A 21,609-nucleotide genomic window follows, 5' to 3' on the forward strand; every position below is an offset into this window, starting at 1 on the left:
TCGCCATGGAAGAGAAGCTGCGCTTCGCCATCCGTGAAGGCGGCCGCACCGTCGGTGCCGGCATCGTCGTCACCATCAAAGAGTAGTCGCCGGCGCTGCCGGTTGAGATCGGATGCAAAGGGGCGGTCTTCGGGCCGCCCTTTTGATTCTGATATTCTGGCAATGGATTAACCGCATTGCTTCAAATCCTGTTGCAAGCGCCTCTGCCATAACTAGTATAGGTTGCATCGAGGGGGGCTGCCCGAATGGTTCCATGGCGCCGTTTGCATAGTCAGGCATGGTGGTCGCTAGGGCTGATCTGCCTGGTGTCGTTGCTTGCCATGGGCCACGCTGCCTTCGCAGCGGATGCAAAGAAATCCACGCCGGAAAAATCCGCGCCGGATTTCGGCCCGACAATGCGGTTCGTCGTCGTCCGCAGCAGCGCGCCGGGCTGCGAGCCGACCTGTCCGGAATGGATATCGGCGGAAGGCTCGATAGAAGCCGGCACGCCGGCCCTGTTCAAACGCGCGCTGAAAGCGCTTGGCGGCCGAAAGCTGCCGATCGTCGTCGATTCCCCCGGCGGCAATGTCGAAGCGGCGCTGACACTTGGTCGCCTGATCCGCAAGAACAAGCTCGATATCGCCGTTGGCAAAACCCGCTTCGTCGGCTGTCTGCCAGATGTGAAGAACTGCAAGGAAAACGACGGCAAGGGCGCCCGTTATTTTGGCAATGCTTATGCCGATGGCGCCATCTGCAATTCCGCCTGTCCGTTGATGTTTTCCGGTGGCATCCGGCGCGTGGTCGGGGAATGGGCCTTTCTCGGCGTCCATCAGATCACCACGACCTATATCCGGACGAAATTGCTGTACCGCACCACTTATCGCATGGTGAAAGGCAAGAAGAAGATACTCAGCACCAGGGTCGTCAGCCGGAAGAACGCCGGCAGCTACAAGACCTATGAGATGAACAAGCCGCTGGAGCGGAAGCTGGCGGCCTATCTGAAGGAGATGGGCATCGGCCTGGGCGTGCTCGAGACCATGAAAAGCACGCCGGCCAGCAGCATCCAGCAACTGGTTCCCTACGACATGCTGCAAATGAATCTCGTCACCAGCCTGGACGCCGTCGACTTGCTGATCGCGCCAACGCTATGCCGATCCAATCCGTTGCCGGCGAGTTGCAGGGAGGTGCCGGCGCCGGCGAATATCACGAAGCCGGCCGGCGAAGTGGTGGCGAAAGCCGAGCCTGCACCCGCAGGGCTCGAAACCCCGCGGCCGAAGGAGGTCGCAGACATGCGCTTCGTCCTGGTCCGCGGCAGCAACCCGCTTTGCAATCCAAACTGCCCGGAATGGATCTCGGCCGAAGGCGCGATTGCGCCTCAGACCCCGCAGAAGCTGCGCCAGTTGCTCGCCATGCTTGGCAACCGACGGCTGCCGGTGGTGGTCAGCTCACAAGGAGGCGACCTGTTCAGTGCTCTGGCGGTGGGGCGACTTATCCACGAAAAGAAGCTCGACATCGCCGTCGCCCGCACCGATTTTGTTGGCTGCGACCCGGGAGAGTGGAGTTGCTTGGCTAAAGAGGGCGCCTATGCCGGCCTGACCGTCGATTCGGGAGCGGTATGCGATTCGGCGTGCGCGCTCATGCTTGCCGGCGGCGTCAGACGGTTTGTCGGTCCGCAAGCGCGGCTCGGCATGTACCTGATGGGACAGCAGCAGATAATTAAGCCCTATCTCGAGGACATGGCGATTGGTCCCGGTCTGTTCGCCGCGCTCGAGCAGCGCTCGGTCGAGCGCCAGCTCGAACCCGACCTAATGCTGAAGGTTGGACTGACGACGGGGCCGCAATCGGTGGACGCGCTGACGGGCGCCACCATCTGCAAGCCGTCGCCGAAGCCCGACAACTGCCGCGTTCTGCCGTCCGCCAGCGCCGAGGCAGAGACGCCGGCGAAGCTTTAGCGCAACCTTGCACTGGCCATCGAGGCAGGTTGAGCGGCGCTCGATGTTTCCGCTATCGTCCAGCGCGGTTGAAGTCCAGCATGGGAGGGATCGCGAATGAGCCAGGATGTCCCGACATTGTTTGAATGGGCAGGCGGCACCGAAGCGCTGAACCGCCTGACCCAAGCCTTCTACGACAACGTCTCTCGGGACCCCATCGTCGGGCCGGTGTTCAAACACATGTCGCCGGATCATCCCGCTCACGTCGCGGCTTTCATCGGCGAAGTTTTTGGTGGACCGAAAACCTACAGCGAAAAGCACGGCGGCCATCGCGAGATGGTGATGCACCATCTCGGCAAGCATCTGACCGAGGAGCAGCGCCGGCGCTGGATCAACCTTCTCGCCGACGCCGCCGACGAGGTCGGCCTGCCTGACGATCCCGAATTCCGCTCGGCCTTCATGGCCTATGTCGAATGGGGATCGCGGCTGGCCAGGATGAACTCCAACAAGGGCCCGACCTGCGATCCCGAGACGGAACCAATGCCGGCCTGGGGTTGGGGCGTGCCCGGCGGGCCTTACAAGCCGCCTTCGGGAACCTGACCGGGCGCAAACGGTCGAAAACCTGCCGGCCAGGAAAACGGGTTGCTATGGAGGTTTCGGTCCTCCAGGCTAACGGCTTGAGACCGCCGTCGACTGGCGGGGCCACATTGAAAACCGGAGGCTTTGCGATGAGATCGGAAGGCAAGAAAAATTCAGACAGCGTCTTTGACAGCGACCGCGGAGTCCGAAATCCGTTTGGCGTCATGGACGTCCCCTCTCCCGACGACGAGGAGGTGTCGGCGTTCGCCGCCGGCGTGAAACTGGAGGGAACTGCAAGCGATGAAAATGCCGAGGCCTGGGGCACCGAAAGCGACCGCGACCGCAACGACACCATCGAAGGCAGCTGGTCCAGCCGTTGGAACGGCGGTGCCGATCCCACGATTCCAGGCGACAGCAAGGATAAATGGAAGTCTGGCCGGGGCGAGGTGAAGACGGCGGGAGAGAGAGTTTACCTGCTGTTCGATTGGCATAATGGCGTGCGCAAGGGGCTCATCGATGCCCGGCGCCATGGTGCGAAAGGGCTGGTGGGAAAATACATCAATCTGACCGACCCAAAAATCGTGCGTCCCTGGGTCGGCTTGATCGTCAGCAATCAACGGATCGACGGGAAATGGCCGGGAGGACGCCTGGACTTTCGAAGATGAAGGCCGGGTAGCGCACGTCGCTCTTTACAGAGCGCGCGGAAGCTTTTAGGAAGCGCCTGCTGCGCCGACATGCGCATACGGGCATAGCTCAGTTGGTAGAGCGGCGGTCTCCAAAACCGCAGGTCGTAGGTTCGAGCCCTGCTGCCCGTGCCATTCTTTGAATGGATACCTAAAACGATTCTTTTGCAGTGCGGCCTTTGAAAATCGGCTTGTGACTTGCCATATGGCATAAGTTGCGGCATAAGGGCCGCATAGCCGGGACGGGACGACTGGATGGTTCCGAGGCGGCGTTTGGCCATAAAGCGGACACTTGCCACTTGCGTGGATCAAGAATCGGTTTTATGTAGACGAAACAGACACGCGACGCGTGGAGCTGGGAAGCCGGCTTTACGCGTCTGATTTGCATGGGCGAAATGATTGCGCTGATTCGGCGCGAACGCACGCTCAAGCGGCACGTCCCGGCCAGCGGGATCATCCAGGAGACCCGGCCAACGGGTCTTGCAGACAGAGCGGCATATGGCTTCGAAAACCACAAATCCTTTCACCTTTCTCCAGCAGGTTCGCGCGGAGACCGCCAAGGTCACTTGGCCGTCGCGGCGCGAAACGATGATCTCGACGGTGATGGTCCTTGTGTTCGCGGTCATCGCGATGATCTTTTTCTTTACCGCAGACGTGGCCATGGGCTTTGCGGTCGAAAAAATCCTCGGCCTCGGACAGTAAGTCCGGCGATTACGGAGAAGTCTTGAAATGACCGCGCGGTGGTACATCGTCCACGCCTACTCGAACTTTGAAAAGAAGGTCGCCGAGGACATCGAGAACAAGGCCAAGCAGAAGGGCCTGTCCGCCGACATCGAGCAGATCGTGGTGCCGACCGAGAAGGTCGTCGAGATCCGCCGCGGCCGCAAGGTCGATGCCGAGCGCAAGTTCTTTCCGGGCTATGTGCTGCTGAAAGCCAATCTGACCGACGCCGTGTTCTCGCTCGTCAAGAACACGCCGAAGGTCACCGGTTTCCTGGGCGACTCCAAGCCGGTGCCGATCACCGAAGCCGAGGCCCAGCGTATCCTGAACCAGGTTCAGGAGGGCGTCGAGCGGCCGAAGCCGTCGGTGACGTTCGAGATCGGCGAAGCGATCCGCGTTTCGGATGGACCATTCGCGTCCTTCAACGGTTTCGTCCAGGAAGTGGACGAAGAGCGGGCGCGGCTCAAGGTGGAAGTTTCGATCTTCGGGCGCGCTGTGCCGGTCGATCTGGAATTCGGACAGGTCGAAAAGGGCTGATCCGAAATCCCTGCACCGGTTTCGGCGGCAGGGAAGGCGGCGCGGAGATCGCGCGGCCAAAAACGGGTGGGAGGCGAATGCGGCTTTAGCCGGCCGCACGGACCGCACCACCAGACTGCAACCGCCGGCAAGACGGCATGAGAAAAGGCAGGAAGAGAGATGGCTAAGAAAATTGCAGGCCAGCTCAAGCTCCAGGTTTCCGCGGGATCGGCCACGCCGTCGCCCCCGATCGGCCCGGCGCTTGGTCAGCGTGGCATCAACATCATGGAGTTCTGCAAGGCGTTCAACGCGCAGACCCAGGAAATGGAAAAGGGCTCGCCGGTTCCGGTCGTCATCACCTACTACCAGGACAAGTCGTTCACCTTCGTCATGAAGACGCCGCCGGTGAGCTACTTCCTGAAGAAGGCCGCCAACCTGAAGTCGGGCTCGAAGGAGCCGGGCAAGGTCAAGGCCGGCACGATCGGCCGCGACAAGGTGCGCGCCATCGCCGAGCAGAAGATGAAGGATCTGAACGCAAACGACGTCGAGGCGGCCATGCGCATGGTCGAGGGCTCCGCCCGCTCGATGGGTCTGGAAGTGGTGGGCTGAGATCATGGCAAAGATTGCAAAGCGTGTATCGAAGACCCGCGAAGGCATCGATCCCAACAAGGCGTACGCTTTGGGTGAGGCGCTGAAGCTGCTCAAGGATCGCTCCTCGGTGAAGTTCGACGAGACGATCGAAGTCGCGATGAACCTCGGCGTCGACCCGCGCCATGCCGACCAGATGGTCCGCGGCGTGGTCAACCTGCCGAACGGCACCGGCCGCAGCGTTCGCGTCGCCGTCTTCGCGCGTGGCGACAAGGCCGAGGAGGCCAAGGCCGCCGGCGCCGACATCGTCGGAGCCGAGGATCTGGTCGACATCGTCCAGAAGGGCACGATCGACTTCGACCGCTGCATCGCCACGCCGGACATGATGCCGCTGGTCGGCCGTCTCGGCAAGGTGCTCGGTCCGCGCGGCATGATGCCGAACCCGAAGGTCGGCACCGTCACCACCGACGTTACCGCCGCCGTCAAGGCATCGAAGGGCGGCGCCGTCGAGTTCCGCGTCGAGAAGGCCGGCATCGTTCACGCCGGCGTCGGCAAGGTCTCGTTCGACGTCAAGGCGCTGGAAGAAAACGTCCGCGCCTTCGCTGATGCGGTGACCAGGGCAAAGCCGGCTGGTGCCAAGGGCAACTACGTCAAGAAGGTGTCGGTCACCTCGACGATGGGCCCGGGCCTCAAGCTCGACGTCTCGACGCTCGCAGCGTCCTGATACGAACAATTGGATCGGCCGCTAAAACGCTGATCCGTGAAAGAATTCCGGGCCTCCGACCTGTCGGCGGCCCGGTACCGGAAGTCGAAAGGCTTCCGGACATCCTGTCCGAGATTGCAGGCGGCCCCCAAGCCTTAGGTGATGTGGGCCTTAATTCATGTGGGCCTGCATGAGACGGGTGAAGACCAGACAAAGGAGCCACAAGCTCCAATGAAAGGTTCGAACCGTGTTTGCCTTTTGTCTGCGCACCGTCCGGCTTGCCGGCAGGTGTGGCGAAAGGGGGCAGGATCCTCGAGCGTCGTTCGGGAGATCCGTTACTGGATGGCCCGGCCGGCAAAAGGCAACCCGACGCCTGTCCTTCGTAGAGGGCAGGGGTCAACTGGAGATAGGCAGTGGACAGAGCGGAAAAACGCGAACTCGTCACGGGCCTGAATGATGCGTTCTCAAGCGCTGGTTCAGTCGTCGTGGCCCACTACGCCGGTATCACCGTCGCGCAAATGAACGACCTTCGGTCGAAAATGCGCGCCGCCGGTGGCACCGTCAAAGTCGCGAAGAACCGTCTCGCCAAAATCGCTCTTCAGGGCACGGACTCCGCATCGATCATCGAGCTGTTCAAGGGACAGACGCTGATCGCCTATTCGGAGGATCCGATTGCGGCGCCGAAGGTCGCGTCCGATTTCGCCAAGGGAAATGACAAGCTCGTCATTCTCGGCGGCGCAATGGGCACCACCTCGCTCAATGCCGACGGTGTAAAGGCACTCGCCACACTTCCGTCGCTCGATGAGCTGCGCGCCAGGCTGGTTGGCATGATCGCCACGCCGGCAACCCGGATCGCCCAGATCGTCAATGCGCCTGCGGCCTCGGTCGCGCGCGTCATCGGCGCTTACGCCCGGAAGGACGAGGCGGCATGAGGCCGTTCCTCGCTATCACAAACACACGTTCGAACCTTATGAAGGAACATTGCAATGGCTGATCTGGCAAAGATCGTAGACGACCTTTCGAAGCTGACCGTCCTCGAGGCGGCCGAGCTGTCGAAGCTTCTTGAAGAAAAGTGGGGCGTTTCCGCCGCTGCTCCGGTGGCGGTTGCCGCTGCCGGCGGCGCTGCGGCCGCTGCTGCTCCGGTCGAGGAAAAGACGGAATTCGACGTCGTCCTCACCGAGGCAGGCGCTCAGAAGATCAACGTCATCAAGGAAGTTCGCGCCATCACCGGTCTTGGCCTCAAGGAAGCCAAGGACCTGGTCGAGGCGGCTCCGAAGCCGGTCAAGGAAGCCGTTTCCAAGGCCGACGCGGACAAGTTCAAGGCCCAGCTGGAAGCAGCCGGCGCCAAGGTCGAACTGAAGTAAGCGTTGAGTACCGGCGGACGGCGTCGCGCCGGCCGCCACTCCTTTCGCGTCGAAGGGAGGCTGCGTAACGCGAAGAGTGCGAAAACCTCTTTCCTGAGGGCCGCAAACCGGCCTTCAGGAAACGGGTTTTCTCCCGTTTCTGGCCCGCCGCCAAATTGGTGGTGGGTGAAAAGACAAGAAGCCGCCGACAGGCGGCGGGCAACAAGACAGGGCCGCCGAGGTGGCCCGAGATGCAAGGCGAGCCGCGGCGAGGCTCGTCCCGAGAATTGAGCTAAGGAGCGACGATGGCCCAGACCCAGACTTTCAATGGCCGCAGACGCGTACGCAAGTTTTTCGGAAAGATCCCGGAAGTTGCGGAGATGCCGAACCTGATCGAGGTTCAGAAGGCATCCTATGACCAGTTCCTGATGGTGGAGGAGCCCAAGGGTGGGCGTCCTGACGAGGGACTGCAGGCAGTTTTCAAGTCGGTCTTCCCGATTTCCGATTTTTCCGGCTCCTCGATGCTGGAATTCGTGAAGTACGAGTTCGAGGGACCGAAATTCGACGTTGACGAATGCCGTCAGCGCGACCTGACCTATGCGGCGCCGCTCAAGGTGACGCTGCGCCTCATCGTGTTCGATATCGACGAGGATACCGGCGCGAAGTCGATCAAGGACATCAAGGAGCAGGACGTCTACATGGGCGACATGCCGCTCATGACCTTGAACGGCACCTTCATCGTCAATGGTACCGAGCGCGTCATCGTCTCGCAGATGCACCGTTCGCCGGGCGTCTTCTTCGACCATGACAAGGGCAAGTCGCACTCGTCCGGCAAGCTTCTGTTTGCCGCGCGCGTCATTCCCTATCGCGGCTCGTGGCTCGACATCGAGTTCGATAGCAAGGACGTCGTGCACGCCCGCATCGACCGCCGCCGCAAGATTCCGGTGACGTCGCTGCTGATGGCGCTCGGCATGGACGGCGAAGAGATCCTGTCGACCTTCTACAACAAGATCACCTACAAGCGCGCCGGCGACCATTGGCGCATCCCGTTCAACGTCGAGCGTTTCCGCGGCCTCAAGGCCGTTGGTGACCTGGTCGACGCCGACACCGGCGAAGTCGTCGTCGAGGCCGGCAAGAAGATCACCGCCCGCCAGGCCAGGGCGCTTGGCGAAAAGGGTCTCAAGGCGATCAAGGCGACCGACGAGGATCTGCTCGGCAACTACCTTGCCGAGGATATTGTCAACTACGGGACCGGCGAGATCTTCCTCGAAGCCGGTGACGAGATCGACGAAAAGACGCTGAAAGTGCTGCTTGGCACCGGTGACGATGAGATCAAGGTCCTCGACATCGACCACGTCAACGTCGGCGCCTACATCCGCAACACGCTCAACGTCGACAAGAACGAGAGCCGCCAGGACGCGCTGTTCGACATCTACCGCGTCATGCGCCCCGGCGAGCCGCCGACGCTGGAAACCGCTGAAGCCATGTTCAACTCGCTGTTCTTCGACAGCGAGCGCTACGATCTGTCGGCCGTCGGCCGCGTCAAGATGAACATGCGCCTCGAGCTCAAGGCCGAGGATACCGTGCGCGTGCTGCGCAAGGACGACATCCTGGCCGTGGTCAAGACGCTGGTCGAACTGCGCGACGGCAAGGGCGAGATCGACGACATCGACAATCTCGGCAACCGCCGTGTGCGCTCGGTCGGCGAGCTGATGGAGAACCAGTACCGCGTCGGCCTGCTGCGCATGGAGCGCGCGATCAAGGAACGCATGTCCTCGATCGAGATCGACACGGTGATGCCGCAGGACCTGATCAACGCCAAGCCGGCGGCTGCCGCCGTGCGCGAGTTCTTCGGTTCCTCGCAGCTGTCGCAGTTTATGGATCAGACCAACCCGCTTTCGGAGATCACCCACAAGCGCCGTCTTTCGGCGCTTGGACCGGGCGGTCTGACCCGCGAGCGTGCCGGTTTCGAAGTGCGCGACGTGCACCCGACGCATTACGGCCGCATCTGCCCGATCGAGACGCCGGAAGGCCCGAACATCGGCCTGATCAACTCGCTTGCGACCTTCGCGCGCGTCAACAAATACGGCTTCATCGAGAGCCCGTACCGCAAGATCGTCAACGGCAAGCTGACCAATGAGGTCGTTTACCTCTCGGCTATGGAAGAGGCCAAGCACCACGTCGCGCAGGCCAATGCCGAGCTCGACAAGAATGGTCATTTCGTCGACGAATTCGTCATTTGCCGCAACGCCGGCGAAGTGATGATGGCGCCGCGCGAAAACGTCGATCTGATGGACGTGTCGCCGAAGCAGATGGTGTCGGTGGCCGCGGCCCTGATCCCGTTCCTGGAGAACGATGACGCCAACCGTGCGCTGATGGGCTCGAACATGCAGCGTCAGGCCGTGCCGCTGGTGCGCGCCGAAGCGCCGTTCGTCGGCACCGGCATGGAGCCGATCGTCGCCCGTGACTCGGGCGCCGCCATCGGCGCCCGCCGCGGCGGCATCGTCGACCAGGTAGACGCGACGCGTATCGTCATCCGCGCCACGGAAGATCTCGATCCCGGCAAGTCCGGCGTCGACATCTACCGGCTGATGAAATTCCAGCGTTCGAACCAGAACACCTGCATCAACCAGCGTCCGCTGGTGCGCATGGGCGACCGGGTCAACAAGGGCGACATCATCGCCGACGGCCCGTCGACCGAGCTCGGCGATCTGGCCCTCGGCCGTAACGTGCTGGTCGCGTTCATGCCGTGGAACGGCTACAACTACGAGGATTCCATCCTCCTGTCCGAGCGCATCGTCGCCGACGACGTCTTCACCTCGATCCACATCGAGGAGTTCGAAGTCATGGCCCGCGACACCAAGCTGGGGCCGGAGGAGATCACGCGCGACATTCCCAACGTCTCGGAAGAAGCGCTGAAGAACCTCGATGAGGCCGGCATCGTCTACATCGGTGCGGAAGTGCAGCCGGGCGACATCCTGGTCGGCAAGATCACGCCAAAGGGCGAAAGCCCGATGACGCCGGAAGAAAAGCTGCTGCGCGCCATCTTCGGTGAAAAGGCCTCGGACGTGCGCGACACCTCGATGCGCATGCCTCCGGGAACCTTCGGCACCGTCGTCGAAGTGCGTGTCTTCAACCGCCACGGCGTCGAGAAGGACGAGCGCGCCATGGCGATCGAGCGCGAGGAGATCGAACGCCTCGCCAAGGACCGCGACGACGAGCAGGCGATCCTCGACCGCAACGTCTATTCGCGTCTTTCCGACGTTCTCGTCGGCAAGGAAGCGATTGCCGGGCCGAAGGGCTTCAAGAAGGGCTCGAAGCTGTCGAAGGACACGCTCGACGAGTATCCGCGTTCGCAGTGGTGGCAGTTTGCCGTGGAGAACGAAAAGCTCCAGAGCGAACTGGAAGCCCTGCGCGGCCAGTACGACGATTCCAAGAAGGCGCTCGAGCAGCGCTTCATGGACAAGGTCGAGAAGGTGCAGCGCGGCGACGAGATGCCTCCGGGCGTCATGAAGATGGTCAAGGTCTTCGTGGCCGTGAAGCGCAAGATGCAGCCCGGCGACAAGATGGCCGGCCGGCACGGCAACAAGGGTGTCGTGTCGCGGATCGTTCCGGTCGAGGACATGCCTTTCCTCGAGGACGGCACGCATGCCGATATCGTGCTCAACCCGCTGGGTGTGCCGAGCCGCATGAATGTCGGCCAGATCCTGGAAACGCATCTGGGCTGGGCCTGCGCCGGAATGGGCAGGAAGATCGGCGATCTGATCGACGCATACAAGACGGCGGGCGACATCAAGCCGCTGCGCAAGACGCTCGAGAGCTTCATGCCTTCCAACGACCGCAACGAGCCGGTCCGCGAATATGACGACGAGAGCATCGTTCGCCTCAGCGAGCAGATGCGCCGCGGCGTCTCCATCGCGACACCGGTGTTCGACGGCGCGCACGAGGCCGACATCAACATCATGCTGGAGCAGGCGGGCCTGCACACCAGCGGTCAGTCGCAGCTCTATGACGGACGCACCGGCGAGCCGTTCGATCGCAAAGTGACGATGGGCTATATATATATGCTCAAGCTTCACCACCTTGTGGACGACAAGATCCACGCGCGTTCGATCGGGCCGTACTCGCTCGTTACCCAGCAGCCGCTGGGCGGCAAGGCGCAGTTCGGTGGCCAGCGCTTCGGCGAGATGGAGGTCTGGGCACTCGAAGCGTACGGCGCCGCCTACACGCTGCAGGAGATGCTGACGGTGAAGTCGGACGACGTCGCCGGCCGCACCAAGGTCTATGAGGCGATCGTCAGAGGCGACGACACCTTCGAGGCCGGCATTCCCGAGAGCTTCAACGTTCTCGTCAAGGAAATGCGGTCTCTCGGCCTCAATGTCGAGCTGGAGAACACCAAGCTCGACGACAACCCGATCCGGCTGCCCGACGCGGCCGAATAAGCAAGACGTCCGGCCGCGGTCTTCCCGCGACCGGACGCACCAAATTCTCGGCCGATGGCCGATCAAGTCGGCGGGCGTTTGGCCCGCGCTAGATGCAAGGGGTTTTCGAGGACCCCGAAAAGGAGAACGGCATGAACCAAGAGGTCATGAATCTCTTCAATCCCCAGGCGCCTGCGCAGGTGTTCGATTCCATCCGGATCTCGCTTGCCAGCCCTGAGAAGATTCTGTCCTGGTCGTTCGGCGAGATCAAGAAGCCGGAGACCATCAACTACCGCACCTTCAAGCCGGAGCGTGACGGCCTGTTCTGCGCGCGCATTTTTGGCCCGATCAAGGACTATGAGTGCCTGTGCGGCAAGTACAAGCGCATGAAATACAAGGGCGTCATCTGCGAGAAGTGCGGCGTCGAAGTCACGCTGTCGCGCGTCCGCCGCGAGCGCATGGGCCATATCGAGCTGGCGGCACCGGTCGCCCACATCTGGTTCCTGAAGTCGCTGCCGTCGCGCATCGGCACGCTGCTCGACATGACGCTGAAGGACATCGAGCGGGTCCTCTATTTTGAGAACTACATCGTCACCGAACCCGGCCTGACCGCGCTGAAGGAGCACCAGCTGCTCAGCGAGGAAGAGTACATGATGGCCGTCGACGAGTATGGCGAGGATTCGTTCACCGCCATGATCGGCGCCGAGGCGATCCACGACCTTCTGGCCGGCATGGACCTCGAGAAGATCGCCGGCGATCTGCGTTCTGAGCTGGCTTCGACCACCTCCGACCTCAAGCAGAAGAAGAACCTGAAGCGGCTCAAGGTCGTCGAGAACTTCATGGAATCCGGCAACCGTCCGGAATGGATGATCATGAAGGTGGTTCCGGTGATCCCGCCGGATCTGCGCCCGCTTGTCCCGCTGGACGGCGGCCGTTTTGCCACGTCGGATCTGAACGACCTCTATCGCCGCGTCATCAACCGCAACAACCGCCTGAAGCGGCTGATCGAGCTGCGCGCGCCCGGCATCATCGTGCGCAATGAAAAGCGCATGCTGCAGGAAGCCGTCGATGCGCTGTTCGACAACGGCCGCCGCGGCCGCGTCATCACCGGCGCCAACAAGCGTCCGCTAAAGTCGCTGTCCGACATGCTGAAGGGCAAGCAGGGCCGGTTCCGCCAGAACCTGCTCGGCAAGCGCGTCGACTATTCCGGCCGCTCGGTCATCGTCACCGGTCCGGAGCTCAAGCTCCACCAGTGCGGCCTGCCGAAGAAGATGGCGCTCGAACTGTTCAAGCCCTTCATCTACGCCCGTCTCGACGCCAAGGGCTACTCCTCGACCGTCAAGCAGGCGAAGAAGCTGGTCGAGAAGGAGCGTCCGGAGGTCTGGGATATCCTCGACGAGGTCATCCGCGAGCATCCGGTGCTTTTGAACCGCGCACCGACGCTGCACCGCCTCGGTATCCAGGCGTTCGAGCCGATCCTGATCGAAGGCAAGGCGATCCAGCTTCACCCGCTGGTCTGCACGGCCTTCAACGCCGACTTCGACGGCGACCAGATGGCGGTCCACGTGCCGCTGTCGCTGGAAGCGCAGCTCGAAGCCCGCGTGCTGATGATGTCGACCAACAACATCCTGCACCCGGCTTCCGGTGCGCCGATCATCGTGCCGTCGCAGGACATGGTTCTCGGTCTCTACTATCTCTCGATCGTCAACCAGAACGAGCCGGGCGAGGGCATGGTGTTTGCCGACATGGGCGAACTCCAGCACGCGCTCGAGACCAAGGCGGTGACGCTGCATGCCAAGATCAAGGGGCGCTTCCGCACGGTCGACGCCGACGGCAAGGTCGTGTCGAAGATCTACGACACCACGCCTGGCCGCATGATCATCGGCGAGCTGCTGCCGAAGAACCACAACGTGCCCTACGAGACCGCCAACCAGGAGATGACCAAGAAGAACATCTCCAAGATGATCGACACCGTCTACCGCCATTGCGGTCAGAAGGAGACGGTCATTTTCTGCGATCGCATCATGGCTCTCGGCTTCAGCCACGCCTGCCGTGCCGGCATTTCGTTCGGCAAGGACGACATGCTGATCCCGGACGCCAAGATCAAGCTGGTCTCCGACACCGAGGCTTTGGCCAAGGAGTACGAGCAGCAGTACAATGACGGTCTGATCACCCAGGGCGAGAAGTACAACAAGGTCGTCGACGCCTGGGCCAAGTGCTCGGAAAAGGTCGCCGACGAAATGATGGCCCGCATCAAGGCGGTCGAGTTCGAGGACAACGGCCGTCAGAAGCCGATGAACTCGATTTACATGATGTCGCACTCCGGTGCGCGCGGCTCGCCCACCCAGATGCGCCAGCTCGCCGGCATGCGCGGCCTGATGGCCAAGCCTAGCGGTGAAATCATCGAGACGCCGATCATCTCGAACTTCAAGGAAGGCCTCACCGTGCTCGAGTACTTCAACTCGACCCACGGCGCCCGCAAGGGTCTGGCCGACACCGCCTTGAAGACGGCGAACTCGGGTTACCTGACGCGTCGTCTTGTCGACGTGGCGCAGGACTGCATCGTCAACTCGCTCGACTGCGGCACCGACAAGGGCCTCACCATGCAGCCGATCGTCGATGCCGGTCAGGTCGTCGCTTCGGTTGGTCAGCGCGTTCTCGGCCGCACCTCGCTCGACGACATCACCCACCCGGTCACCGGCGAGGTTCTGGTCAAGGCCGGAACGCTGATGGACGAGCGTGACGTGGAACTGATCGAAAAGGCCGGCGTGCAGTCTGTCCGCATCCGTTCGGCGCTGACCTGCGAGGTCAGGGTCGGCGTCTGCGCGGTCTGCTACGGACGCGATCTGGCCCGCGGCACGCCCGTCAACCAGGGCGAGGCTGTCGGGGTCATCGCGGCGCAGTCGATCGGCGAGCCGGGCACTCAGCTCACCATGCGTACCTTCCACATGGGCGGCACGGCGCAGGTGGTGGATTCCTCGTTCCTTGAAGCCTCCTACGAGGGCAAGGTCGAGATCCGCAACCGCAACGTGGTGCGCAACTCCGACGGCCAGCTGATGGTCATGGGCCGCAACATGGCGGTGCTGATCCTCGACGAAGCCGGCAAGGAACGCGCCACGCACCGCGTCACCTACGGTTCGCGCATCTTCGTCGACGATGGCGACAAGGTGAAGCGCGGCCAGCGTATCGCCGAGTGGGATCCTTATACCCGCCCGATCCTCACCGAAATCGAGGGCAGGGTGGCATTCGAGGATCTGGTCGATGGCATTTCCGTCCAGGAAACCGCCGACGAATCGACCGGCATCACCAAGCGCGAGGTCATCGACTGGCGTTCGACGCCACGCGGCAACGACCTCAAGCCGGCGATCGTCGTCCAGGATGCCAAGGGCAAGGTCGGCAAGCTGTCGAAGGGCGGCGACGCCCGCTTCCTGCTCTCGGTCGAGGCCATTCTTTCGGTCGAGCCGGGCGCACAGGTTCGCCCCGGCGACGTGCTGGCGCGTATCCCGATGGAAAGCGCCAAGACCAAGGACATCACCGGTGGTCTGCCGCGTGTGGCCGAACTGTTCGAGGCACGCCGTCCGAAGGATCACGCCATCATCGCCGAGATCGATGGCACGATCCGCTTCGGCCGCGACTACAAGAACAAGCGCCGCATCATCATCGAGCCGCATGACTCGACGCTTGAGCCGGTCGAATACCTGATCCCGAAGGGCAAGCCGTTCCATCTCCAGGACGGCGACGTCATCGAGAAGGGCGACTACATCCTCGACGGTAATCCGGCGCCGCACGACATCCTGGCGATCAAGGGCGTGGAGGCGCTTGCCTCCTACCTCGTCAACGAGATCCAGGAGGTCTACCGCCTGCAGGGCGTGTCGATCAACGACAAGCACATCGAGGTGATCGTTCGCCAGATGCTGCAGAAGGTCGAGATCACCACGCAGGGCGATTCGACCTACATTCCGGGCGACCACGTCGACGTGATCGAGCTGGAAGAGGTCAATGAGCGCCTGGTCGAGGAAGGCAAGAAGCCGGCCGAAGGCCAGCCGGTGCTGCTTGGCATCACCAAGGCCTCGCTGCAGACGCCGTCCTTCATCTCCGCCGCTTCCTTCCAGGAGACGACGAGGGTGCTGACCGAAGCTGCGGTTGCCGGCAAGACCGACATGCTGCAGGGGCTGAAGGAAAACGTCATCGTCGGCCGGCTGATCCCGGCCGGTACCGGCGGTACGATGAGCCAGATCCGGCGCATCGCCACCTCGCGCGACGAGTTGATCATCGACGAGCGCCGCAAGGCGTCCGGCGTCGAGGTCGCCGAGCCGATGCTGACCGACATGGTTAACGCGGCGCAGTAAGCGCGCAAGCAAGAGAAGATAGAAAAGGGGCCTAAGTGGCCCCTTTTCGCATTTTGGTTCCTCAATCGGATCGGAGAAGAAACGATGAGCAGGAAGATCTGGGCTTCTGTCGACGACTACATTGTCGAAGCTCTTTTCGAGGCGGATCCCGCTCTTGATGCCGTTCTGGCGGCCAACCATGATCAGGGCCTGCCGCCTATCGACGTTTCCCCGGCACAAGGCAAGCTGCTCTCACTTCTTGCGCGAATGCAGGGAGCAAAGAAGGTACTCGAAATCGGCACATTGGGCGGCTACTCAACAATCTGGATGGCGCGAGCATTGCCGATGGACGGCAAGGTCGTGACGCTCGAGCTTGATCCGCACCACGCCAGTGTCGCGCGGTCGAACTTTGAACGGGCAGGGGTGTCTGACCAGGTAGAACTGCGGGTCGGACCGGCGCTTCAATCGCTTGCGGCCTTAGGCGCCGAGAATGCCGGGCCGTTCGATTTTATCTTCATCGACGCCGACAAGCCGAACAACCCGCACTATCTGTCCTGGGCCATGCGTCTTTCGAGGCCGGGGACCGTCATCGTCTGCGACAATGTCATCCGTGACGGCGCGGTGGTGAATGAAGATGGTCGCGACGCCAATGTCGAAGGGGCACGCGCGGCGTTCTCGTTCATCGGCAGCGACAAACGTCTGGAAGGCACCGCGATCCAGACTGTTGGCGCCAAGGGCTATGACGGCTTTGCAATAGCGATCGTCAATTGATTTTGTGCGGTGCGCCGACCAGACCTGCGATCCGGCCGGCGCCCACTCGTCAGTCGAAAAAAGCTTCCACCACATTGCGCTTGCCCAGCATGAAGGCGTCGGCGACGTGCTGCAGGGGCGCGAGATCGACGTCGGAGGTGCCGGCGCGCACGATCTCGGCAAAGCGCTTGTAGAGCATCGGGTATTCGGCTTCCGGCTCCTCGTGAACGACGCGGCCATCGATGGCGAGCTTTGAGCCGCCGCCAGAAAGCACCATCGATCCGGCCTCGGTATCGGCCAGAATGTCCCAGCTTTGCGGGCCGGTCTGACGCCAGTCGAGTTCCATCGTCACCGGCAGACCGTTCGAAGTGCGGAAGGCGATATGGGCGGCGATCGGGGCCGCGCGGTTTTCAGGGAAATCGAGTTCTGCCGAGCTGATGAACATCGGCGGCAGGATGTGGGTGGCGATCGACAGCGCGTTGATGCCGGGATCGAAGACGCCAAAGCCGCCGGGAGCCCAGATCCACTCCTGGTTCGGATGCCAGCGGCGCACGTCTTCCTTCCAGTTGATGGCGGCCGACCTGATCGTAGTCGAGCTGAGGAATGTGCGCGCTGCTTCGACAGCCGGCGCATAGCGTGAATGCCAACTGGCGAACAGGCAGACGCCGTTCGCTGCCGCCAGCGCCTTCAGGTCTTCGACCTCGCTGACCGTGGCGCCGGGCGGCTTTTCCAGGAAGACATGCTTTTTCGCCGCCAGCGCCAAGCGCGCGGCGTCGTAACGAAACTGCGGCGGCATGCACAGCGACACCGCCTCGAGCTCCGGCACCGAGTCGAGCATCGCCTCGATCGTCGGGAAATTCGGGATGTCTTCGACTTTGCCGTGGCGGCTCGCTGCGGCGACCAGGCGATAATCCTGGTCCTTCGCCAAGGCCGGCAGGTGCTGGTCGCGGACGATCTTTCCCACGCCGACGATGCCGAGCTTGATGGGATTAGAGGACATGGGAACTCCGCAGGTTGAGTGTGCTTGGTTTTGCCAGAGGTCGCTTCTTAGCAGAGAACTTGTGCCGGGCAAGTCGCCGGGCTTTGTCGCCGGCCCGTGAGATCGACCGCGATTCAGATCTCTTCAGATCGGCACATCGAACGTCACGATCGACACTTCGCCTTCGAGCGCGCCCTGATAGGCGGACAGATGCGGCTCCTCGTCCGGCACGCCGTCCATGTCGCCGATCTGATCGAGCTCTGCCTCGGCATAACCTTCGGCGGCAAGCGATTCGAGAGCGCGGCGCACCGCCGAATCGTCGTCCGGCGCGACCAGCATCACATGCACGCCTTCCGGCTTGCCGCCTTTGCGCTTCCACACCCGGCCGGTAATAATGGTGACCGGGCGCTCCTCATTGTCATTCACGGGTTCGTACCTCCGGGCGAGGGGGTTTGGGCTGCTCATGCCGCCTTTTCGCACGAAGCACGGCCTGGAAACAGCCGCAAGCCGGTCACTTTCTGGCATCCTCTTGAAAAACGGCGCAAGAAAATTACATGCGCTTTTCGCATGGCTGCCACGCCTCGGGTTCAGCGCAATATTTGCCGCTCCGGGGTTGACGGACAGTGGCCATACGAGTAGAAGCCGCCCAGTCAGAACCGATGTGAGGCTCTTGCTTCCGAAGCGACACGCTTTGGAGTTTGCCTCAAACAGGGTTCGTTTTACGAGCGAAAAGACATTTCCGGCGTGCATGAAGCGGCTTCCGCTTCCTCTGCCATTTGTTCGGGCAAGACCGCGAGGCGCGGTTTGTGGCCCGAATTTGCGTATGGAAATGACGCTTTGAGCGGCCCTGACCGGGCGAGACACGGAATTGAGAGACAAGAGGGTTTAATGCCTACCGTCAACCAGCTGATCCGCAAGCCGCGCATTGCGCCGGTGAAGCGCAACAAGGTCCCGGCCATGCAGCAGAACCCGCAGAAGCGGGGCGTCTGCACGCGCGTCTACACCACGACGCCGAAGAAGCCGAACTCGGCGCTGCGCAAGGTGGCCAAGATCCGCCTGACCAATGGTTTTGAAGTGATCGGGTACATCCCCGGCGAAGGCCACAACCTTCAGGAACACTCGGTGGTGATGATCCGCGGCGGCCGCGTCAAGGATCTTCCGGGCGTCCGTTACCACATCATCCGCGGCGTGCTCGACACGCAAGGCGTGAAGAACCGCAAGCAGCGCCGTTCGAAATACGGCGCCAAGCGTCCGAAGTGACCGAAGCGTAGCCAAGGTCGTTCCGGGCGGCGTCAAGCGACGATCCGGGATCCAGGCCACCGCGTAGAATTGAGGCAGAGAAAAAATGTCCCGTCGTCACAGTGCAGAAAAGCGTGAGATCAATCCGGACCCCAAGTTCGGCGATCTGATCGTCACCAAGTTCATGAACGCCGTCATGTATGACGGCAAGAAGTCGGTTGCCGAGACCATCGTCTACGGCGCGCTCGACCAGGTTCAGTCCAAGACCAAGCAGGAGCCGGTCACCGTCTTCCATCAGGCGCTCGACAATGTCGCGCCGCATGTGGAAGTGCGTTCGCGCCGCGTCGGCGGCGCCACCTACCAGGTTCCGGTCGACGTGCGCCCCGAGCGCCGTCAGGCATTGGCCATCCGCTGGCTGATTGCCGCCGCCCGCAACCGCAACGAGACCACTATGGTCGACCGCCTCTCCGGCGAGCTGATGGACGCGGCCAACAACCGCGGCACCGCCGTCAAGAAGCGTGAAGACACCCACAAGATGGCAGAAGCCAACCGCGCTTTCGCGCACTACCGCTGGTAAAGCGCGAACGAGACTGAAGAGGCACCTCCCATGGCCCGCGAATATAAAATCGAAGACTACCGCAATTTCGGTATCATGGCGCATATCGACGCCGGCAAGACGACGACCACCGAGCGCGTCCTCTATTACACGGGCAAGTCGCACAAGATCGGGGAAGTCCACGACGGCGCTGCCACCATGGATTGGATGGAGCAGGAGCAGGAGCGCGGCATTACCATCACGTCCGCCGCGACCACGACCTTCTGGAAGGGTCGCGACGGCAAGATGCACCGCTTCAACATCATCGACACCCCCGGCCACGTCGACTTCACCATTGAGGTCGAGCGTTCGCTGCGCGTGCTTGACGGCGCCATCGCGCTGCTCGACGCCAATGCCGGTGTCGAGCCGCAGACGGAAACCGTCTGGCGTCAGGCTGACAAGTACCGCGTGCCGCGCATGATCTTCTGCAACAAGATGGACAAGATCGGCGCCGACTTTTACCGCTCGGTCGAGATGATCGGTTCGCGCCTAGGTGCGCATGCCGTCGTCATGCAGCTGCCGATCGGCGCCGAGACCGAGTTCAAGGGTGTCGTCGACCTCGTCGAGATGAACGCGCTGGTCTGGCGCGACGAGACGCTGGGCGCTGCCTGGGACATCGTCGAGATCCCTGCCGACCTCAAGGCTCGTGCCGAAGAATACCGCGAGAAGATGATCGAGGCCGCCGTCGAAATGGACGAAACGGCGCTCGAGAATTACCTCGAAGGCAAGATGCCGAGCAACGACGAGATCCGTGCGCTCATCCGCAAGGGCACGATCGCGGTGAAGTTCTATCCGATGTTCTGCGGCTCGGCCTTCAAGAACAAGGGCGTGCAGCCGCTGCTCGACGCCGTCGTCGAATATCTGCCGTCGCCGGCCGATGTCCCGGCCATCAAGGGCGTCGACGCCAAGACCGACGCCGAGATCGAGCGTCATGCCGACGACAACGAGCCGCTGTCGATGCTCGCCTTCAAGATCATGAACGACCCGTTCGTCGGTTCGCTCACCTTTGCCCGCATCTATTCGGGCAAGCTCACCAAGGGCATCTCGGTCGACAACACCGTGAAGGGCAAGAAAGAGCGCATCGGCCGCATGCTGCAGATGCATGCGAATTCGCGCGCCGACGTCGAAGAGGCGTTTGCCGGCGACATCGTCGCCCTCGCTGGTCTCAAGGACACCACCACCGGCGACACGCTCAGTGATCCGCTGCATCCGGTCATCCTCGAGCGCATGGAATTCCCCGATCCGGTCATCCAGATCGCCATCGAGCCGAAGACCAAGAACGACCAGGAAAAGATGGGTCTCGCCCTTCACCGCCTGGCCGCCGAGGATCCGTCCTTCCGCGTCAAGACCGACGAGGAATCGGGCCAGACGATCATTTCCGGCATGGGCGAGCTTCACCTCGACATCATCGTCGACCGCATGCGCCGCGAGTTCAAGGTCGAGGCCAATGTCGGCGCGCCGCAGGTGGCCTACCGCGAGACGATCACCCGCAAGCACGAGCAGGACTACACGCACAAGAAGCAGACCGGCGGTACCGGCCAGTTCGCCCGCGTCAAGATACTGTTCGAGCCGAATCCGGAAAGCAGCGAATTCGAGTTCGAAACCAAGATCGTCGGCGGCGCTGTGCCGAAGGAATACATCCCCGGTGTCGAAAAGGGCATCAACAGCGTCATGACCTCGGGCCCGTTCGCCGGCTTCCCGATGATCGGCGTCAAGGCGACGCTGATCGATGGCGCCTACCACGACGTGGACTCGTCGGTTCTGGCCTTCGAAATCGCCGGCCGCGCCTGCTTCCGTGAAGCAGCGCCCAAGCTTGGCGTGCAGTTGCTCGAGCCGATCATGAAGGTCGAAGTGGTGACGCCGGAAGATTACGTCGGCAGCGTTATCGGCGACCTGAACGGCCGTCGCGGCCAGATCCAGGGCCAGGAAGCCCGTGGCGTGGCTGTGGTCATCAACGCGATGGTGCCGCTCGCCAACATGTTCAAATACGTGGACAACCTTCGCTCGATGAGCCAGGGCCGCGCGGCCTACACGATGCAGTTCGACCACTACGAGCCGGTCCCGACCGCGGTCGCCCAGGAAGTCCAGAAGAAATACGCGTAACTCGAAACGAGTTGCATCAGTAACTTAATTCAAGGCCCGCACGGGCTGGCAGGAATGGAGAGATCACATGGCAAAAGGTAAATTCGAGCGCACTAAGCCTCATGTGAACATTGGCACGATTGGTCACGTCGACCATGGCAAGACGTCGCTGA

At 62.1% G+C, this 21,609-nt stretch carries 18 protein-coding genes, 1 tRNA gene and 1 pseudogene; 18 read left to right on the top strand and 2 right to left on the bottom strand.

Annotation, left to right across the window (positions count from 1 at the left end):
• The 14 genes from NKJ73_RS32535 to NKJ73_RS32600 all read left to right on the top strand — a co-directional run.
• Nucleotides 1-86: EF-Tu C-terminal domain-related protein (locus NKJ73_RS32535; RefSeq protein WP_455749504.1), on the top strand; the 86-nt coding region annotated here is incomplete at its 5' end.
• A gap of 159 nt (nucleotides 87-245) precedes the next feature.
• Complete coding sequence (locus NKJ73_RS32540; RefSeq protein WP_352572470.1) at nucleotides 246-1,931, top strand: COG3904 family protein; 1,686 nt, start codon at nucleotides 246-248, stop codon at nucleotides 1,929-1,931.
• A gap of 96 nt (nucleotides 1,932-2,027) precedes the next feature.
• Nucleotides 2,028-2,510: a group II truncated hemoglobin gene (locus tag NKJ73_RS32545; protein WP_352572472.1), complete on the top strand. Its 483-nt coding sequence runs from the start codon at nucleotides 2,028-2,030 to the stop codon at nucleotides 2,508-2,510.
• Nucleotides 2,511-2,638: 128 nt separating this feature from the next.
• Entirely contained in the window at nucleotides 2,639-3,154 is a 516-nt protein-coding gene (locus NKJ73_RS32550; protein ID WP_352572474.1) for a hypothetical protein, read from the top strand.
• Nucleotides 3,155-3,231: 77 nt separating this feature from the next.
• Nucleotides 3,232-3,307, top strand: a tRNA-Trp gene (locus NKJ73_RS32555).
• A 363-nt stretch (nucleotides 3,308-3,670) separates the two neighbouring features.
• Nucleotides 3,671-3,874: a preprotein translocase subunit SecE gene (secE, locus tag NKJ73_RS32560; protein ID WP_023680439.1), complete on the top strand. Its 204-nt coding sequence runs from the start codon at nucleotides 3,671-3,673 to the stop codon at nucleotides 3,872-3,874.
• 27 nt (nucleotides 3,875-3,901) lie between these two features.
• Complete coding sequence (nusG, locus tag NKJ73_RS32565) at nucleotides 3,902-4,429, top strand: transcription termination/antitermination protein NusG (RefSeq protein WP_006333333.1); 528 nt, start codon at nucleotides 3,902-3,904, stop codon at nucleotides 4,427-4,429.
• 159 nt (nucleotides 4,430-4,588) lie between these two features.
• Nucleotides 4,589-5,017, top strand: coding sequence for a 50S ribosomal protein L11 (gene rplK, locus NKJ73_RS32570; RefSeq protein ID WP_023680440.1), 429 nt, complete (start codon nucleotides 4,589-4,591; stop codon nucleotides 5,015-5,017).
• A 4-nt stretch (nucleotides 5,018-5,021) separates the two neighbouring features.
• On the top strand, nucleotides 5,022-5,720 hold the full coding sequence (rplA, locus tag NKJ73_RS32575) for a 50S ribosomal protein L1 (RefSeq protein WP_023680441.1): 699 nt from the start codon (nucleotides 5,022-5,024) through the stop codon (nucleotides 5,718-5,720).
• Nucleotides 5,721-6,112: 392 nt separating this feature from the next.
• Nucleotides 6,113-6,631 (top strand): 50S ribosomal protein L10, encoded by a 519-nt coding sequence (gene rplJ, locus NKJ73_RS32580; protein WP_008875657.1) that lies wholly within the window; start codon nucleotides 6,113-6,115, stop codon nucleotides 6,629-6,631.
• Nucleotides 6,632-6,685: 54 nt separating this feature from the next.
• Nucleotides 6,686-7,063 (top strand): 50S ribosomal protein L7/L12, encoded by a 378-nt coding sequence (gene rplL, locus NKJ73_RS32585; RefSeq protein ID WP_023680442.1) that lies wholly within the window; start codon nucleotides 6,686-6,688, stop codon nucleotides 7,061-7,063.
• A gap of 284 nt (nucleotides 7,064-7,347) precedes the next feature.
• Nucleotides 7,348-11,484, top strand: a complete 4,137-nt coding sequence (gene rpoB / locus NKJ73_RS32590; protein WP_352457481.1) for a DNA-directed RNA polymerase subunit beta — start codon at nucleotides 7,348-7,350, stop codon at nucleotides 11,482-11,484.
• 131 nt (nucleotides 11,485-11,615) lie between these two features.
• A complete protein-coding gene (rpoC, locus tag NKJ73_RS32595; protein ID WP_352572476.1) occupies nucleotides 11,616-15,812 on the top strand; it encodes a DNA-directed RNA polymerase subunit beta' in 4,197 nt (1,398 codons plus the stop codon).
• An 84-nt stretch (nucleotides 15,813-15,896) separates the two neighbouring features.
• On the top strand, nucleotides 15,897-16,562 hold the full coding sequence (locus NKJ73_RS32600) for an O-methyltransferase (protein ID WP_352572478.1): 666 nt from the start codon (nucleotides 15,897-15,899) through the stop codon (nucleotides 16,560-16,562).
• A gap of 49 nt (nucleotides 16,563-16,611) precedes the next feature.
• On the opposite strand, the gene NKJ73_RS32605 is transcribed toward NKJ73_RS32600, so the two are convergent.
• Both NKJ73_RS32605 and NKJ73_RS32610 read right to left on the bottom strand, forming a co-directional pair.
• Nucleotides 16,612-17,541, bottom strand: a complete 930-nt coding sequence (locus tag NKJ73_RS32605) for a Gfo/Idh/MocA family protein (protein WP_352572480.1) — start codon at nucleotides 17,539-17,541, stop codon at nucleotides 16,612-16,614.
• 123 nt (nucleotides 17,542-17,664) lie between these two features.
• The gene (locus tag NKJ73_RS32610) at nucleotides 17,665-17,946 is read right to left on the bottom strand and encodes a transcriptional regulator (protein ID WP_023680447.1); all 282 of its coding nucleotides are present in this window, start codon (nucleotides 17,944-17,946) and stop codon (nucleotides 17,665-17,667) included.
• 462 nt (nucleotides 17,947-18,408) lie between these two features.
• Here NKJ73_RS32610 and rpsL point away from each other — a divergent pair, with 462 nt between their 5' ends.
• The 4 genes and pseudogenes from rpsL to NKJ73_RS32630 all read left to right on the top strand — a co-directional run.
• On the top strand, nucleotides 18,409-18,780 hold the full coding sequence (rpsL, locus tag NKJ73_RS32615) for a 30S ribosomal protein S12 (protein WP_006333356.1): 372 nt from the start codon (nucleotides 18,409-18,411) through the stop codon (nucleotides 18,778-18,780).
• A gap of 85 nt (nucleotides 18,781-18,865) precedes the next feature.
• The gene (gene rpsG, locus NKJ73_RS32620) at nucleotides 18,866-19,336 is read left to right on the top strand and encodes a 30S ribosomal protein S7 (protein WP_008875664.1); all 471 of its coding nucleotides are present in this window, start codon (nucleotides 18,866-18,868) and stop codon (nucleotides 19,334-19,336) included.
• A 30-nt stretch (nucleotides 19,337-19,366) separates the two neighbouring features.
• Nucleotides 19,367-21,457 (top strand): elongation factor G, encoded by a 2,091-nt coding sequence (gene fusA, locus NKJ73_RS32625; RefSeq protein WP_023680448.1) that lies wholly within the window; start codon nucleotides 19,367-19,369, stop codon nucleotides 21,455-21,457.
• A gap of 67 nt (nucleotides 21,458-21,524) precedes the next feature.
• Nucleotides 21,525-21,609: pseudogene (locus NKJ73_RS32630) on the top strand (GTP-binding protein); the annotation flags it as partial.

Source organism: Mesorhizobium sp. M0074 (assembly GCF_040322975.1).
GTDB lineage: Bacteria > Pseudomonadota > Alphaproteobacteria > Rhizobiales > Rhizobiaceae > Mesorhizobium.